Raw genomic sequence first — 16,851 nt, 5'->3', positions numbered from 1 at the left:
TATGGCATATTTTGATAATGATTTTGACGATTTATTTAACGAATTAAACAATTCTTTCTTTAATAATACTAATGATAATGGTGGTGTTATTCCTATTCACTACTCTAGTAGCATGAATATCTCACCGCAAGACTTAAATCAAAACGGACAAATGGGACAAAAGCAAGGACAAAAGCCAATTGGCGTTGACCTGGTTGAACAAGCTAAAAAGAATAAATACGATCCTGTAATTGGGCGTGACGAGCAAATTCAGGAAGTAATAGAAATTTTAAGCCGGCGTAAAAAGAATAACCCAGTATTAGTTGGACCGGCTGGTGTTGGTAAAACTGCTATAGTTGAAGGATTAGCACAAAAGATCGCTGCAGGAGACGTTCCTGACAAAATGAAAGACAAACATATTATTGCAATCAACATTAATGATATGGTTGCTGGATCAAGTTTGCGTGGTAGCTTTGAAGAGCGCCTGAAAAAAGTGATTGATGAAGCTAAGAAGAACTCAAATATTATTTTGTTTATTGATGAATTGCATAATATTGTCGGAGCAGGGTCAACTGACTCTGAAAATAACAATGGTGACGCTGCTAATATTTTGAAACCGGCTTTGGCTAGTGGCGACTTGAATCTGATTGGTGCAACGACTACGAGTGAGTACCGCAGGATTGAAAATGATGCGGCCCTAGCACGTAGGTTCCAGCCTGTACAAGTTCCTGAGCCATCTGCTGCAGTGACTGTCAAAATTTTGGAAGGTCTAAAAGATAAATATGAAGCTTTCCATCATGTAAAATACAATGACAGTGCTTTAAAGCTGGCTGTTGAATTATCACAGCGTTACATTCAGGGACGGTACTTACCTGACAAAGCCATTGATTTAATGGATGAAGCAGGTGCCAAAAAGGGTCTCGACACTATTCCTGATGATGAAGCAACTTTAAAGAAGCGGATTAAAAAGCTGGAAAGTGAAAAAGAAGCTGCTGCCAAAAAGGAAGATTACAGTAAAGCAAGTGAGCTGAAAAAGAAGATTGAAGAGTTGCACGACAAGGCTGATCATGTAGATAATGAAGCGACTCCACATGTTACTGATGAAGATATCTATGCTTTGATTGAAGCCAAGACAAAGATTCCAATGAGTGAATTGCATGCAAGTGAGGGACAAAAAAATCTTGATTTAGCTGAAAAATTAAAGAAAGTGGTTATTGATCAGGATAATGCAGTTGATGTTATTACTGATGCAATTGCTCGTAAACAAGTTTTTAAAGACAATGATCGTCCTACTGGTACATTCTTATTAACCGGACCTACTGGTGTAGGTAAGACAGAATTAGCTAAACAATTGGCTATTCAATTGTTTGGTGGTGAAAATCATCTGATTAGACTTGATATGTCAGAATATCAAGATCAAATGGCAGTTAACAAGCTAATTGGTTCTGCTCCAGGTTATGTTGGCTACGGTGAAGGCGGTCAGTTGACTGAAAAAGTTCGTCACCAGCCATACAGCTTGATTTTGTTCGATGAAATTGAAAAAGCTAATCCGCAAGTGTTTAATGCTTTACTTCAAATCATGGATGATGGCCGTTTAACTGATGCACAAGGCAGAACAGTCTCCTTCAAGGATACAATTTTAATCATGACTTCTAATGCGGGTTATTCCGACCAATTGCTAAAAGACGGTAAAGTAGATCATGATAAATTAATCAAGGCTTTGGAAGCATACTTCAGACCAGAATTTTTGAACAGACTTGATGCGATTGTGCCATTTAATTCATTAACTAAAGATGATATGAATAAGATCATTGATATTTACTTAAAGAAAATGGCACATGCTTTGGCCAAAAAAAAGGTTAAGGTTGCCGTATCTGATGAAGCTAAAGCTTATTTAGCTGAAAAAGGCTATGATAAGAAATTTGGTGCTAGACCTTTACGTAGGGTTGTTGAGCAGGACTTGGAAACACCGATTGCTAAATTATTGATGAAAGAGCCTGACACCAAAGAAGTCAAATTTACTGCAGATGACAAGCATGTTTACTTAAATGATGCAGCAGTATTAGATATTAAACCAAAAGAAAAAACTGAAAATAACGATAAAACAAAACAAGATTAGTGTTAAAAAGGGATCATTCAATAGAGGATGATTCCTTTTTTGCTTCTAGTTGTTTCATGTGAAACCTTCCATACAGTAACAAAATTGAATTTTTGTTTAATTATCAGAAATTCATATTATTTTATTAAAATTAATGTAAATTCACTATTGACATCAACAAAAATATAGTTTAAATTAGGTAGCAATTAAATTATTATTAAAAAGCTAAAAACTATTTTTTAGCTTTTGTAGTTTTGTTATAGGGGACAATCAAATGAAACAACAAGTAGAAGACCTGGATTGGAAAAATCTGGGATTTAAGTATCGTGATCTGCCTTATCGATATGAGGCGAAATATAAAGATGGAGAATGGCAGGAAGGAAAACTGACCGAAGATTCATCCATGACCTTTTCTGAAGGTGCGGAAGTACTGCACTATGGACAAGAGGTTTTCGAAGGGCTGAAAGCTTATCGTAGAAAAGATGGTAAGATCAATCTCTTTAGACCTGATCAAAATGCACACCGCTTTACTCTTTCAGCAAAGCGATTAGCTATGCCACCATTTCCTGAAGATAGATTTGTTGATGCCGTAAAACAGGTTGTTAAGGCTAACGAGGAATTTGTACCACCATATGATAGTGGCGCAACACTTTACTTACGACCACTTATGGTGGGAACAAGTAAAGTTTTAGGTGTTGAAGCAGCCACTGAATATACTTTCCGCGTTTTTGCGGTTCCAGTTGGCGCATACATTAAAGGATTGAACCCTGCAGATTACGTTGTTAGTGAATACGACCGTGCCGCATATGCTGGTACGGGTCAAGCAAAGACAGCCGGTAACTATGCCAGCAGTTTGCTTCCGACAGTTGAAGCACACAAAAACGGTTTTGCCGATAGTCTTTACTTGGATCCACGTGAACATAAATATATTGACGAATTTGGTGGTGCTAACTTCTACGGCATTACCCAAGAAGGACAGTTTGTCACACCAAAATCAAAATCGATTTTGGTTTCTATTACTAAGCGCTCACTTTTGGAAGTCGCTAAGTGGCAAGGTCTAAACCCAGTTGAACGTCAGATTACCTTGGAAGAAGCGTTCAACATGAAAGAAGCTGGTGCAATGGGTACAGCTGCTGTAATTTCTCCTGTAGGTTCAATTACCTACAAGGGTAAAAAGCATGTCATCTATAGTGAAACAGAAACTGGTCCAGTTACTAAGAAACTTTATAACGAACTGGTTGACATTCAGTATGGTAACAAGAAAGGCCCAGAAGGCTGGGTCCAAACATTGGATTAAGTTACAAATTGGGAACAAAAAAGGCGAGTCTTAGGACTCGCTTTTTCTTGTTAGTTTCAAAACAAAATCAAAGATTTCGATACAATTTAGGCTCAATACTTAAAACCTTTTATTTTGCAATATCACTAAGGTTTCGTTTCAGCAATTTACGAAAACTTTTATCAGCTGGTAACGATTTATCCGCAAACCAACCTGTTCCAACGTTGACAATATCTCCTATTGCTAAATCTCTAATGCATCTGCTTGCCAGTAATTGTTTTTTAGAGTCAGTGAACTCTGTTGCTATCATTTGATTAAAGATAGATTTTAGTTCATTAAAAGCTGCGGTAGTTTCAGGATAGTTATTAGTGCGTGGCATTTTTAAAACAAATTGAGTTAAGAGAAAATGATTCAGTGCTATTTCGCGAAATGTCATTGCAAAATCAATAATCGCTGTCAGGCCAGCTTTGCCAAACAAGTCTTTGCGTAATTGATCTGTTAGCAGGCTAACAGTCCACGCAACTATGGCGTAATTTAGTGCTAATTGATTAGAAAAATAATTATATAGAGCTTGCGATTGAGTGCCAATTTTTTTAGCAATAGACGCAAAATTATTTTCTTTGTTGTCTTCAATTAACTCAATGCTTGTTTTAATAATTATTTCTTTAGACAAAATTTGTCGTGGCATTTTGAACTCCTTACTTAATTTGACTTTTACAATATGTAAACTATAATTACAAATTGTAACTATAACATATAATATTAAAAAAATTAAGAAGGTCAAATAATATGAAAATTTTTTTGCTAGGACTAATAGGGTTGATAATAGGAACCTTCGTTATTCTTTTTGGCGGTGGTGGAGCAGCCATTTACCTGGCAATATTGACCGGCTTATTTGGATTAAATGCGGCAACAGCATCTTCTACTTCCTTAGTGACAGCTTTGCCTTCATTAATTATTGGTGCAATTAGCTATTATCATCAAAGACAAATAAATACTAAAATAGGTAATCAAATGTTAATGACGGCAATTCCTGCTGTGATAATAGGCGCATTACTCTCAAAATATATTCCTGCCAAAATTTATAAATGGCTGATAGGAATCGTTTTGGTAGTTCTTGGCATTAATATGCTACTCAAGAAGAAAACGCAAACTGCCGAAACTGTTAAAAAAACGCAATATGCCAGGCTAGAAGCGGGTATGTATGGTATCTTAGGTGGCTTAATGGTTGGCGTTGCTGGTATGAGTGGTGGCGCTGTTATTATTGGCGGTTTATTTTTGCTGGGATTACAAGATTTTCAGGCTACTGCAACTTCAACTTATGTTCTGGTTTTTATGACTATCACGGGTGCGATCTTTCACATTGCAGACGGGCGAGTAGATTGGACTGCTGGGTTGCCCTTGATGATCGGTGCTATCATTGGCGCTGTTATTGCACCTAGACTTGCCCAAATTCTAGCTAAAACCAAAATCACACGCTACATGAAACCAACAATTGGTGTCTTGCTGATATTATTAGGAGTTAAGTCATTGCTTTGAGTCCTAAAAAAATATGGTTTATTAGAATAAAAACGTGATCCTGTTATAAAAACAGAATCACGTTTTTGATGTATATTAAATTCTTAATTCTATAATTGCACAGACATTATCTCGTCGAAATCTGCGGCAGGTTTATTTGTCAGTGTGTATTTAATATTCTTAACCTTGTCTTTTGAATTTGTGATTACCACGATGACAGTTGGATCTTTGCCACTGTCTTTAACTTGCTTAATATCCATGAATGCAATTTTTTGACCGGAAGCTACTTCATCACCTTTTTTAATAAAAAGCTTAAAAGGATTGCCTTTTAGTTCAACTGTATCAATTCCTAAATGTATTAAAACTTCTAGTCCATTATTTGTGGTGATACCGATACCATGCTTTATTTCTGCCAACATAGTGACTTTACCTGAAACTGGAGCATAAATGCTGCCTTCAGAAGGCTTAATTGCAAAACCTTCACCCATACTTTTGCTAGCAAAAACCGAATCAGCTACATCTCCCAATGGAATTACAACTCCGGCAGCAGGAGTACTAAAAGTCATGCTTTCTGGTGAGCTGGATTTTGTTTCACCTTTTTGAGCAACTTTTCCACCTAAAATAACTGTAACTAGAGCACTAGTTAAGAAAGCTGCTATTACCACTTCTGCCAGCATTTTTATATCTTCTTTATAATGATGATAGAAATCAATACCTCTTCTGAGGGTATAATATTTTGTTCCCTGATCTTTTAATGCTTGATCAAATTCTTCTTGTGAAAAAGGATTATTTTGATGCTTATCTTCAATTTGCTCAGGCGTTCAGCTAGGATCTAGGTAGCGTAAATCTTGCGTAGAAATTCTTTTGCCGCCTTCTTGAAAGCCTCCATCTGCTTGAGAACACGCAATTGCTCCTCCAAGTAAGTAATTTTTACTATAGTTAATGTCTTCCATATTAGATGGCCTTTCTACATAGATAGCAATAAAATTTGATTTGAATTTGATAATAAATGTAATAATTATTTAATAGCCTTATCATGTAGCTTGCAAATATACAATGAGTTTTTAACTAAATGATAAAATACATACGGAGCCAATGATATGCTTGTCATAACTATTTGTAATAAAGGAACCTAATCAAATAGCATTTTAAGTTAAAAGCTTTTTAGAGGATAATAAAGAATTAGGGTTTTTCCCTAGTAATAATACAAAAAATTAAAAATTTCAAAAATACAAAAGAGAAAAGAGATCGGAATGAATATTATCAAAAATCATTTTTTTGAAGGTGAAAGAATTCTTTTTGGACTAAAAGATTCACAGCTGGAAGGAATAACTTTTGGTGAAGGTGAGTCGCCGCTTAAGGAAGCCAGCAAAATTGATATCAAGGATTCTATCTTTAAATGGAAGTATCCATTATGGTACGACAAGGACATTAATGTGGATAATACTGTATTTGAAACTATGGCTCGCAGTGGTATTTGGTATACCAAAAATATTGCTGTTAAAAATTCGGCTTTGCAGGCTCCAAAAATATTTAGAAGAGCAGAAAAAATAGTCCTAGATCATGTTCATTTTGCTAATGCTGCAGAAACAATGTGGACCTGTAAAGATATTAGGATTACCAATAGCCAAGTTAACGGTGACTATTTTGGTAAAGACAGTCAAAACATCTATCTTGATCACGTTAGTATTATTGGTAATTATGCTTTTGATGGTGCCCAAAATGTTGAAGTACATCATTCCACTTTTATTTCTAAAGATGCCTTTTGGAACTGTGAAAATGTTACTGTGTACGATTCAATAATAGATGGTGAATATTTGGCGTGGAACGGACAAAATATCAAATTTATCAATTGTAAAATTGAAAGCGACCAGGGACTTAATTATACCGACCATCTGGAATTGAAAAATACCAGTTTAATTCATACTGACTTAGCCTTTGAATACGTTTCTAATATTAATGCTACGGTTTCCAGCAAAATTGACAGTGTGAAAAATCCCATTTCTGGTAAAATTTCTGCTCCTGCAATTGGTAAATTAATTTTAGATCCTCAAAAAATAACTCCTAGTGAAACTGAAATTGATTGTGCTAAAATTGATGCGAAAGTTAATCATTCAGATGAAAATCAGAAACCGAAGGACTAAATATCATGGATAAGTTTGATTTTGTTAATGCACCAGATAGAAGCAATACAGATTCAGTCAAATGGCATGTCAAAAAGGGCGATTTACCGATGTCAATCGCTGATATGGATTTTAAAACAGCACCGGAAATAATTGCCGCAATGAAAAGGAAAGTTGATCTCGGTGTTTTTGGCTACGAGTGGCCTGAAGATGACTATTTTAAAGCAGTGGCGGACTGGTACGAAAAAGAACATGGTCATCGGCCTCAGCAGGAATGGCTGATTTTTACTACTGGGGTAGTACCCGCAATTTCTGCAATTGTACGGCGGGTTTCCCACATTGGCGATAACGTTTTAGTCCAAGCTCCCGTATATAATGTTTTCTACAATTCAATTGAAAATAATGGTCGACATGTTTTATCCAATGACTTGCAATTTGATGGTGAAAATTATGCAATCAACTGGGATGATCTCGAACAGAAATTAGCTTTACCTTTGACAACACTAATGATTTTTTGTAATCCGCATAATCCTATTGGAAAGGTATGGACTCAAGAAGAGGTACAAAAAGTTGCAGAACTATGTTATCAGCATCATGTCATACTTTTGTCTGATGAAATTCATGGCGACTTGGTACGCAAAGGACCAGATTATACCCCAACTTTTTCAGTAAATGGTCCTGCACGCGAAAATGTCATTTCATTAGTTTCACCTAGTAAAACTTTTAACGTTGCTGCACTACACGCAGCAACAGCGATTGTACCAAATAGTAATTTGCGCGCTATGGTTAATCGCGGCCTTAATAGTGATGAGGTAGCTGAACCAAATTTGCTAGCTATACCTGGAACAATTGCTGCCTATGAACATGGTCATGACTGGCTAGAGGCATTAATTAAGCAGCTAAATGTAAATTTCACTTATGCTGAAGAGTTCATCAATAAGAATCTTCCGCAAGTCAAAGTAGTTACAGGCGCAGCAACATACTTAATTTGGCTTGAGAGCTTTAAAAAGACAACTATGGTAATTATCATAGTCGTTTTTTATTGCCTAAAAATTTTAAGCGTATCAAAAATATTTATAGTATTTTTTAATCCTTACTGATGTTGAAACTATATGTTTCTAAAAATCATATTGTTTCATGTGAAACTGAAAAAGTAACGAGCTAAATAGTTAAAGTAGGCAATTATGTTATATTTCCTGGGAAATATTGCCAAATTGGTTAATACCTGGATAAATCGGTTAAAAGGATTTACTGTTCAGGTATAAAATATATCCTCAAACTCAGTCTATGCAGATATGAATTAACCAGCTTATATTGAAGTAAATTACTGGTGTTTTTAAAATTGAATATAATGCCAACAAAACTAAAAAAGTAGTTAATCAGGCCTAGTTTCTAAGTTACTGCAGTTGTGCCTTTCAAATTGACTGTGTATAGCTAGTCTTTCAATTTTTATAAAAATATATATGTGCACAAAGAAAAAGCCGCTTAAACTAATTGCAGTTATGGCGACTTTTAGCTTTTCAAAAAATACTTTTAACTAAGATTAAGGGCAATTTGTGAGATTAAGGTGTCCATAAAGTACATACCAAAGAAAACAAAAATTGCGACGATTAAAATCTTCCAGGATATTTTAGTCAGTTCTTTCAAACGGTGGGTAACTGATATTCCAGCAAATGCTAGAACAGAGGTTGTTAGTGACAAAAAGTCTACAGCATTGATAACGCGAACGCAGTAGGGACTAAGCAAACAAAAAATTAAAGAAACAATTGAAACCCAACCTATAATAGGAAAGCCCTGAATGATTTTCCAAGGTACTTTTTTCATCAGCATACTAATAACTATGCCTAATAGCGAAAAAAGCCATAACATACCTAAACCAATGAATGTGTCAGTAGTAATTGGTGTGCTTTTGGGATTTCTAATTAATTTAACCCATTGAACAAATAATACTAAGCTAACACTAAGTAAAAGAATGACAGCATCTTTAAATAATTCATATAAATTGTTTTCTTTAGTCATGATCTGGATAAACTTCTTTCTTTTTGTCTAGTAGGCTGGTGATGTGTGTGTACATGAATCTTTGCAGAGGCACTGCCAGGAAGTACATGATATAAGTGCCAATAAAACTAGTTAGTAACTGACTGGCCGCGGCAAAGGACAAAATAGTGTCGCTGTGTTTTGGTACCAAAGCTGCTAAAGACGATGAAGCTGCAGTCATCATTGAACTAGAACCAACACCAGCACTCATTGCAACAGCTTTATAGTTAAAGCCCATTCCTAGAAGAAGTGGAGCAAGGATTGAAAAGATAATTGAACCAAAAATGGTACCAATTAAATAAATTCCGAGCACGCCACGACCCTCAGGGGAATTTAGCGTGTATTTTTCACTAATATATGCTAGTTCACCTTCACGGCCTAAACCTAAGGTTGAACCTATAGCTTCTTCTCTTAAGCCAAGTAATAGCGCTACAGGTAAACCGAAGATAATCGTGCCTAAATTACCTAATTCGTGGACTAGAAAAACCCAACCAACAGAAATAATTTCGTTGATTTTAGGAGCCACATTTGCCCCATACCGTGCCATTAAAGGCAACATGATAAGAATCATGTATTTACCGGCAAATTGTACCCTTTTATCGTTATAGAGTTTTTTGATAGATTTTGCTGGGATTAAATAAACTAAAATGGCAATAATTACCGCAAATACTAGAGGTAAGATAGAGATTTCAATTTTGCCGATTTTAAATACTTGGGTACTAATCATTTCAGAAACTGTATCTATTAACAACACTAAAATGATTAGCGGGCCATATGCTTTTAAATATTTCATTTTATTTTGCCATCTTTTCTAATTCAGTAAGATATTCTTCTTTTGTTTTCTTATAAGTTTTTACCTGATCTAAGTTATTTGAAATCTTAAGAATACTGCTAAAGACAAATTCAGGGAAAATTGCTAGTACAAATTCAGGATCAACTAGAGTAAAGTCATCACCATGAATGGTTCCGTTCCAACCACCATAACCGATTTGAATGGTTGGTATTAAAAAACTGACATCCCCAATATCACCTGCCGCCATTGTGTAGCCCCGATTTTCGATTAAACCGGTAATTTTTTCATCTGCAGAGAAGACATCTTTCACAATAGCGCTCATACTTTTACTTGAGATCAGAGGTAAGTAGCCAACTTGCCTTTCAGACTCAACTGAGCCGCCAAGTGCTGAAGCACAGCCTTCTGCTGCCTGTTTAAAACGATTCATTAGTTTTTGTGCGTTATCTATGTCAAAAAATCGTAAGTCTGTCCCCATTTTAATGTGATCAGGAATAACATTAATTGATTCATGATTTTCGCCAACAATTACTGGATTAAATCTTATGCGATTGGGATCTTTAACTTGCTGACGTTGCAGAGCTAAAGCGGTATTAAATAATGTTGCTATGCTTTGAGCATTAATACCTGCATCTGGGGCGAAAGCCGCATGACTTGCCTTGCCATAAAAATCGAAATATTCAAAATTAAAGCCTGCAAGATCACAATTAATTTCGATAGTTCGTTCATCAAAGTCTTCACCTATCGCATGAACTGAAACACAATAGTCAATATCGTCAAAAATGCCAAGTTTAATAGCTTCTTGTTTGCCACCGAAGTAATCTAGTTTACCTGCCTCCTTTTCTTGTTTTCTCCAGGCAAGATCAACAAATTCTTCTGAAGGGGTGAAGATAAATGCTAGATTAGCACCAAAATCTTCAAGTCGCTGATTGCTAATTACTTCATTCAAGATTGCAAGTGCAGTAGTGACTTGGGTGTAATGACCACAAGCTTGCGCAGCGCCGGTATTTGCATCTGCTAGTTTGTGATTAGGCTGATAGAGTGAGTCTATTTCAGCGATAATTCCAATAGTTTTCTGGCTACCATTAGTTAATGCTACTTTTAAACCAGTATCTAGATAATGTTCGACTTTTAACTCAGGACTAATTTTGTGAATTTCATCTTCGATCTTTTTAGATGTTTTAAATTCTTTGTAACCAAGCTCTGGATTATGAAGTAAAAAATCAGCAGTTTCAGCTAGTTCAGCATAGTATTTTTGAAAACTTGACATTGTATCCTCACTTTTTGTTTTATTATTATCATATGTGACAATAATAAGAATAAAATAAAATTAGCAACTATGCAAGAACAAAAATATTAGCTTGTGTTATTAAAGTTCGCATTTTATAATTTTTTCTATCAAAATATGTTACTAGAGGGTAGGTATTGATATTTGGACGAAAAGAAAAAATAAATTATTGAAATTACTAAAAAAGCAGATAAATCACATTTTGATGATTTATCTGCACCCGAAATTATAGTTTAAAAGTTGTTTTTAAAACAGAAATAGTTAAGAGCTTTATCTGTAAAAGTAAAAAATATAAAATATATTGCAATACAAATTAAGAATAGCAGAAGATTCCTACCACTAGCCCAAAATGGCCAACAATTCGGTAAAAATTTTTCAACCAAAATGCTGCTTATCATTATGGAGAAAAAGTATACCAAAAACTGATAAAGTTTAAAGTGTTTGGGCTTACTTCTTAATCTTTTTTGATTTGCTGTTAGTTTTTGTTTATTTGTTTCCATAATTACACTCTATTTTTAAAATATAAAAATTGCAACTGGACTTAAAGCTAAGGCAGTTACTTCTGAGATTGTCATTTTATTAATTTGAAATTAATCATTCCTTTGCTTTTTAATTTTTGTACCGGTACCTTTTAAATTATATAAAAAATTTAATCATAAGCAAGTGATTAATTTAATGTAAATATTATTTATCCTATGATAATTATATCAATATTTTATATACGTTTAAGATAATGTATATTATAAATATTGAAAAAGGTACTACCAGATCAAGCTAATATTTAAATTAAAGTAAATAATTGAAATGCTTTTATAATAAAAACAATTACTAAATTACATATTTATCATTTGACAGAATCAATTTTTCAGTAGATACTGGCAAAAGTTTGGTTTGTAAATGCAGTTAAACTCAGTAATAGTCAGCTACTTGTTTGCTGGAAAGGTAAAAAATATATCAGTTAAAGAATTACAGATTATACAGACTTTTATCGTTTGATTGATGCATGATAGTCAATTCTTGTTTCATGTGAAACATAATTATAATATGGACGCTTCCTCGATATTTTGAGTAATACCCAGTTAGCGTAATGAAAATTAAAATAGTCTGACTGATAATCGCTATTTCTAAATGACTTTTATTGAGACAATTACCATTGAATCCTGCTAAACAGTTTGAACATTGACCACGACCATGTGTAAATGATGTAATAATAAAGACTCCAGCTGAATATCAACAATATTTTTGCCCACTTTTTCAACAATGCTCAATGTTTCATGCTTCGTAGTTAAATTTGCAGAAATTTTGATATACCACAGAATCACCATAAATCAGATTCGCATACAGAGGAACGAACAACTTTTAAAATTGCATCATTTTCTGGTTGAAGTTTGGGCATAGGACATTCTTTTAATTCACTTTGATTAGTTTAATAAATGCTCCTGCTTTCATTTATACTAATTCTTTAGTAAACAGGCCGATCTTTTCCCTGTGTATCTGGATCGGCAATTCCAATGCTGTCATTATCATATAATGCAGGATTGCGCACAATTTTTAAAATTACGTCTGCAAATGCTTTTGCGTGAAACTGAAACACCAATATAAGGTTCATTATGAGTAGTAATAGAATATTTGATTTCATTACGATCGTTGAGCCAGGGTAAACGTAAAGTAGTATAATGCAAGCCAGATCTTGCTAAAAGTTTGTCCGAGTTAATGGCAGCCTGTAGTCCCGGCATAACAAATTGATGATTCCACCGGCCAAATTCACCTCCAACTTCGTTATATATACCCAGAATGTTAGCAAAAATTACACGTGAAACATGGTTAACTTTCATTGCTTCAATTACGTTTTTAGTAATGATATTGTCTTTAGTGTGATCTACAACGTCTACGAAAACTATATCTTGTTTATGCATAGCTTTATTAACGGCCTGATTGTCAGTTAAATCAACTTCCATTATTTGGGCTCTGGATCCCAATGAACATAAGCGATGTGGATTGCGCAAACCCAGAGTCAATTTGATATCTTTAAAAGTATCTTCAGATAATATTCTGCTTTCAACGATTCGAGCTATTTGACCATTAGCCGCTAAAATTAAGAAATTCATAATTACACCCCTTTTTGTAATTAATGTTCAGTATAGTGGGTTCGAGTAACTCTAAGTCAAATTTTTTAATAAATGTCGTTTAGTTTAGTTGAGAGTGAAATATAAAAAATAAGTGCTTTATCCTGTCTTGGTGAAGTTGCTAAAAAGGAGATACTAATGAAAAAATTTAGAATTAAAGATGTCAGCGAATTGCTGGGAATTAGTACATATACTTTACGCTACTATGAAAAAATTGGTTTATTAAAATTTGTTAAACGTGACGAAAATGGAATTCGTGAATTTGAACCAAATGATCTGATAGTGATTAGTACAATTATTTATCTAAGAAAAACGGGAATGCCGCTTAAGGAAATCAAAAAGTATCTTAAACTAGCTGAGAATGGTATTGATAGAAATTGAACAACGCAAAGAAATGTTTTTAAAACAGAAGCAAAAAGTGATTAGCGGAAATATTGGCTGGAAAAGAAAAAGTGCAATAACTGCACTAAAGGTACATTATTACACATAATTTATATTATTTAAGTTTAAACAGAGTAGTTTGGGCAGATTTGAAACAAAAGATTAACATTATTTTAATCATAATTATTTGCTTTTGACGGCAGCAACATTAGAATAATAAACCAAATATCTCCAATGATTGGTACTATCATAATTAGAACCCACCAGCCAGAGCGATTGGTATCATGCAAACGGCGAAAACGCAAAGATAGCATTGCAATCCAGACAACGAAGGAAATAATGAGAGAACTAGTCTTTATACTCCAATCGCCCCAATTATAAATATCATTAATTGAATGGCCTAATAGACCTTCAACTAAATGCATTAAAACAAAAGCTAATACCCAGTTAATAATTACTGGCCACCAATATTCAGACCGATTAGCAGTACCAGAAAAATTAAAGATATTCTGCCAGAATTTTTTATAAGATTTAAGCATTGAATTTTTCCTCCTGTTTATAGCTCATAAATTCATCATAGAACAAAGAAAGTAATAGAGCAAAGATAATGTTTTTTTGTGCATTAATAGGCAATATTTTTGTTTTATTATTATAAAAGCGGTATCTTGAAATTGAATTTATTGAAGGGAGAAAGTACAAATGGACAATAAATTATCAGACCCGTTAAAACGTTATCATCATGATGATTTTCCTAAGCAATCACAAGAATATCCTGGACTGCAAAGTAAAATGGATCCAGTACCTGCTGGAGACATGAATGACTATGAAGGCCACGGCTTATTAAAAGGTCGTCATGCCCTTATCACTGGAGGTGATTCTGGTATTGGTCGTTCTGTAGCAATTGGCTTTGCTAAAGAAGGAGCCGATGTCGCCATTCAGTATCTGCCAGAAGAAGAATCTGATGCTAAAGATACAGCTGAATTGATTAAAAAGGCTGGACGTAAAGCAGTTTTGCTGCCAGCTGATTTCCGTAAACGTGGCGAAGCAACAAAAGTTGTTGAAAAAGCTGTCAAAGAATTGGGCAGCTTAGAATTATTGGTAATGAACGCAGCTATCCAACAAAATGTTGATGGCATAGAGAATTTATCAATGGATCAAGTTCACGATACCTTTGAAGTTAATATCATCTCAATGTTTGAAATGGCTAAAGCGGCTGTACCGCATATGAAACCAGGCAGTATAATTTTGACCTCGACTTCTTTAGAAGGATTCAGTCCATCACCAATATTGCTTGATTATGCTGCTACAAAAGCAGCAATTGTCAGCTTTTCTATTAATTTGGCTCAAAGTCTTGCTCCTAAAGGAATTAGAGTTAATAGTGTTGCACCTGGTCCTGTTTGGACACCTCTGCAAGTTTGTGGTGGTCAGCCAACCGATGCTCTTGCTACATTTGGTCAGCAAGTACTGTTGAAACGCGCAGGACAACCTGATGAAATAGCTCATGTTTATATTTTCTTAGCTTCAAACTTGGCAAGTTATGTCACTGGTCAAGTCTATGGTGCTACAGGTGGACCAGCTATTAATTAAGGAATAATAAATAAAATTTAATTTCCGTTTTTGCTTCCGTGTAAGCAAAAGCGGATTTTTTATGCAAAATTTGCTTTTTTGATAGGGCTTCAGTATATTAAATAATTAATTAGTATTTAATATCCAAAGAATAGGGGTGAAGAAATGAATAAAAGTATTTTTCGAAAAATAGCACTACTGTCGCAAAAAAATGCCAGGATTATTGCGGATGAGTGGCATTACGACGGACAATACTCTTTTTACGATATGAAAAATGATCAAGAAGATTATGATGAAATAATTTCTCCCAAAATGCGTAAAAATAACTACTTTCAGGTTTTGGATAATGATGACAACTTAGTTGCTTTCTTTTGTCTTGATCAAAATGACCAAAGAGAAGAGCAAGTTGAAATAGGATTAGGATTGGCTCCCAAATTGACTGGTCATGGGCTAGGCAGTGAATTTATAACTGTCATTGAAAATTTTGTCAAAGATAACTATGACTATCAAGTAATTGTTTTATCCGTTGCTGACTTTAATTTGCGTGCAATTAAGGTCTACCAAAGAGCTGGTTATGTCAAAAGAAATACTGAAATGGTACATTCAAATGGTGGCAGCTATAAATTTGATATCATGTCAAAGAAAATTTGAGCTAAATTTTATAGCTGGTTTATGAAAGAAATGAAGGAAAAATATGGATGAAGAATGGCAAAAAATGTCTGAAGCAGCTAAGAAAGTACAAGGTTTCACCGCAATTGGATCTCATATGGAAGCCGGTGGTGTCGCTGCTGCTGTTTTAGCTGAATCGGGAAAAATTTATACAGGAGTTTGCGTTGACACAGCGTGTGGATTAGGCGTTTGTGCGGAACGCAATGCTCTTTTTAATATGATTACCAATGGTGAAACCAAAATTAGCCGGATTTTAGCTTTAATGGCAGATGGTAAAAATGGTGCTCCATGTGGAGCCTGTCGTGAGTTTATTGTTCAGCTCATGGAAAAAGATTATCAACATGTTGAAGTGATGCTGGATTATGAAAGTGGGAAGGTCGCTACGATGGGTGAACTGACTCCAGAATGGTGGTTATAATGGACGAAAAAGTAAAACTATTTTGGCAGGATTTTTGCCTTAAGCATAATTTGCCTGCAGGCACTAAAGTTGAAGCTTGGGCTTTTGGTTCTAATGAAAAAGATGCAGATGAATTGGCTGAGTTAGTTAGGAGAGGCATAAAAACTGCTACAACTTCAGAATATATACCAGGCGATGAAGATATGACTAAAGTTGGCGATTGGAACATAATTCTCGATGGTCAAGGCAAACCTGTCTGTGTTGTCCAAGATAAAGTGGTAGAAATTATTCCTTATAATCAAATTTCCGCAGAACATGCTTATCATGAAGGTGAGGGAGACCGCAGTTATCAGTACTGGCGCAAAGTTCATGATCAATTCTTTGAAGAAGAATTTAAAGCCAATGGTCAAAAATTTTATCCGCAGGCACCAATGGTATGTGAAATTTTTGAAAAAGTTGAATAATTGGGATGTTGCAAAATGAAAAAAATATGATATAGTTAAAATAATTTAGAGAAAGAGGTCATTGCCAAAATGGAGAATTAATTTCTGGTTTTATTAGTAAGCAAAAAAGTTTGATAACCAATGCTTTTATCATGCATTT

At 34.6% G+C, this 16,851-nt stretch carries 18 protein-coding genes and 1 pseudogene; 10 read left to right on the top strand and 9 right to left on the bottom strand.

The window, feature by feature from the left end:
* The first annotated feature begins 1 nt into the window (after nucleotide 1).
* Together ERK18_RS02550 and ERK18_RS02545 are read left to right on the top strand one after the other, a co-directional pair.
* Complete coding sequence (locus ERK18_RS02550; protein WP_187154151.1) at nucleotides 2-2,098, top strand: ATP-dependent Clp protease ATP-binding subunit; 2,097 nt, start codon at nucleotides 2-4, stop codon at nucleotides 2,096-2,098.
* Nucleotides 2,099-2,351: 253 nt separating this feature from the next.
* Nucleotides 2,352-3,374 carry a branched-chain amino acid aminotransferase gene (locus ERK18_RS02545; protein ID WP_187154150.1) on the top strand — a complete coding sequence of 341 codons (1,023 nt, stop codon included), beginning with the start codon at nucleotides 2,352-2,354 and terminating at the stop codon, nucleotides 3,372-3,374.
* A 109-nt stretch (nucleotides 3,375-3,483) separates the two neighbouring features.
* On the opposite strand, the gene ERK18_RS02540 is transcribed toward ERK18_RS02545, so the two are convergent.
* Nucleotides 3,484-4,041, bottom strand: a complete 558-nt coding sequence (locus ERK18_RS02540) for a TetR/AcrR family transcriptional regulator (RefSeq protein WP_187154149.1) — start codon at nucleotides 4,039-4,041, stop codon at nucleotides 3,484-3,486.
* 101 nt (nucleotides 4,042-4,142) lie between these two features.
* Between ERK18_RS02540 and ERK18_RS02535 the strand changes: the two genes are divergently transcribed.
* Nucleotides 4,143-4,892 carry a sulfite exporter TauE/SafE family protein gene (locus ERK18_RS02535; protein ID WP_187154148.1) on the top strand — a complete coding sequence of 250 codons (750 nt, stop codon included), beginning with the start codon at nucleotides 4,143-4,145 and terminating at the stop codon, nucleotides 4,890-4,892.
* Nucleotides 4,893-4,981: 89 nt separating this feature from the next.
* Here the strand turns inward: ERK18_RS02535 and ERK18_RS02530 are convergent, their stop codons facing one another.
* Nucleotides 4,982-5,548 carry a PTS sugar transporter subunit IIA gene (locus ERK18_RS02530; protein WP_261982409.1) on the bottom strand — a complete coding sequence of 189 codons (567 nt, stop codon included), beginning with the start codon at nucleotides 5,546-5,548 and terminating at the stop codon, nucleotides 4,982-4,984.
* 144 nt (nucleotides 5,549-5,692) lie between these two features.
* The gene (locus ERK18_RS09460; protein ID WP_261982408.1) at nucleotides 5,693-5,824 is read right to left on the bottom strand and encodes a hypothetical protein; all 132 of its coding nucleotides are present in this window, start codon (nucleotides 5,822-5,824) and stop codon (nucleotides 5,693-5,695) included.
* 300 nt (nucleotides 5,825-6,124) lie between these two features.
* Here ERK18_RS09460 and ERK18_RS02525 point away from each other — a divergent pair, with 300 nt between their 5' ends.
* Nucleotides 6,125-7,015 carry a DUF3737 family protein gene (locus tag ERK18_RS02525; RefSeq protein ID WP_187154147.1) on the top strand — a complete coding sequence of 297 codons (891 nt, stop codon included), beginning with the start codon at nucleotides 6,125-6,127 and terminating at the stop codon, nucleotides 7,013-7,015.
* 5 nt (nucleotides 7,016-7,020) lie between these two features.
* The gene (locus ERK18_RS02520) at nucleotides 7,021-8,094 is read left to right on the top strand and encodes a MalY/PatB family protein (RefSeq protein WP_261982407.1); all 1,074 of its coding nucleotides are present in this window, start codon (nucleotides 7,021-7,023) and stop codon (nucleotides 8,092-8,094) included.
* Between the two features lie 433 nt (nucleotides 8,095-8,527).
* Here ERK18_RS02520 and ERK18_RS02515 read toward each other — a convergent pair whose 3' ends face one another.
* The 5 genes and pseudogenes from ERK18_RS02515 to ERK18_RS02495 form a co-directional block, all read right to left on the bottom strand.
* Nucleotides 8,528-9,013, bottom strand: coding sequence for a hypothetical protein (locus ERK18_RS02515; protein WP_187154146.1), 486 nt, complete (start codon nucleotides 9,011-9,013; stop codon nucleotides 8,528-8,530).
* Nucleotides 9,006-9,824, bottom strand: a complete 819-nt coding sequence (locus ERK18_RS02510) for a DUF3100 domain-containing protein (protein WP_045928806.1) — start codon at nucleotides 9,822-9,824, stop codon at nucleotides 9,006-9,008. Before ERK18_RS02510 ends, ERK18_RS02515 begins: the two co-directional genes overlap by 8 nt.
* A 1-nt stretch (nucleotide 9,825) precedes the next feature.
* Nucleotides 9,826-11,091 carry a M20/M25/M40 family metallo-hydrolase gene (locus ERK18_RS02505; protein WP_187154145.1) on the bottom strand — a complete coding sequence of 422 codons (1,266 nt, stop codon included), beginning with the start codon at nucleotides 11,089-11,091 and terminating at the stop codon, nucleotides 9,826-9,828.
* 1,181 nt (nucleotides 11,092-12,272) lie between these two features.
* The gene (locus ERK18_RS02500) at nucleotides 12,273-12,434 is read right to left on the bottom strand and encodes a hypothetical protein (RefSeq protein ID WP_187154144.1); all 162 of its coding nucleotides are present in this window, start codon (nucleotides 12,432-12,434) and stop codon (nucleotides 12,273-12,275) included.
* Between the two features lie 137 nt (nucleotides 12,435-12,571).
* A pseudogene (locus ERK18_RS02495) lies at nucleotides 12,572-13,217 on the bottom strand (NAD(P)H-binding protein).
* Nucleotides 13,218-13,373: 156 nt separating this feature from the next.
* Between ERK18_RS02495 and ERK18_RS02490 the strand changes: the two are divergent.
* Nucleotides 13,374-13,616, top strand: coding sequence for a MerR family transcriptional regulator (locus ERK18_RS02490; protein WP_187154143.1), 243 nt, complete (start codon nucleotides 13,374-13,376; stop codon nucleotides 13,614-13,616).
* Nucleotides 13,617-13,789: 173 nt separating this feature from the next.
* Here the strand turns inward: ERK18_RS02490 and ERK18_RS02485 are convergent, their stop codons facing one another.
* Nucleotides 13,790-14,155 (bottom strand): DUF805 domain-containing protein, encoded by a 366-nt coding sequence (locus ERK18_RS02485; RefSeq protein ID WP_109586911.1) that lies wholly within the window; start codon nucleotides 14,153-14,155, stop codon nucleotides 13,790-13,792.
* A 160-nt stretch (nucleotides 14,156-14,315) separates the two neighbouring features.
* Here ERK18_RS02485 and ERK18_RS02480 point away from each other — a divergent pair, with 160 nt between their 5' ends.
* The 4 genes from ERK18_RS02480 to ERK18_RS02465 all read left to right on the top strand — a co-directional run bounded on the left by ERK18_RS02480 (nucleotide 14,316) and on the right by ERK18_RS02465 (nucleotide 16,712).
* Entirely contained in the window at nucleotides 14,316-15,203 is an 888-nt protein-coding gene (locus ERK18_RS02480) for an SDR family oxidoreductase (RefSeq protein ID WP_187154142.1), read from the top strand.
* Between the two features lie 144 nt (nucleotides 15,204-15,347).
* Nucleotides 15,348-15,833, top strand: coding sequence for a GNAT family N-acetyltransferase (locus ERK18_RS02475; RefSeq protein ID WP_187154141.1), 486 nt, complete (start codon nucleotides 15,348-15,350; stop codon nucleotides 15,831-15,833).
* Between the two features lie 43 nt (nucleotides 15,834-15,876).
* Nucleotides 15,877-16,269: a cytidine deaminase family protein gene (locus tag ERK18_RS02470; RefSeq protein WP_187154140.1), complete on the top strand. Its 393-nt coding sequence runs from the start codon at nucleotides 15,877-15,879 to the stop codon at nucleotides 16,267-16,269.
* On the top strand, nucleotides 16,269-16,712 hold the full coding sequence (locus ERK18_RS02465; RefSeq protein WP_187154139.1) for an ASCH domain-containing protein: 444 nt from the start codon (nucleotides 16,269-16,271) through the stop codon (nucleotides 16,710-16,712). The genes ERK18_RS02470 and ERK18_RS02465 overlap by 1 nt, the downstream gene beginning before the upstream one ends.
* Nucleotides 16,713-16,851: the final 139 nt, after the last annotated feature.

It is taken from the genome of Lactobacillus kimbladii (assembly GCF_014323605.1).
Lineage (GTDB): Bacteria > Bacillota > Bacilli > Lactobacillales > Lactobacillaceae > Lactobacillus > Lactobacillus kimbladii_B.
Note: the sequence above shows the minus strand (reverse complement) of the source record. Positions and strands in the feature narration are given on the sequence as shown.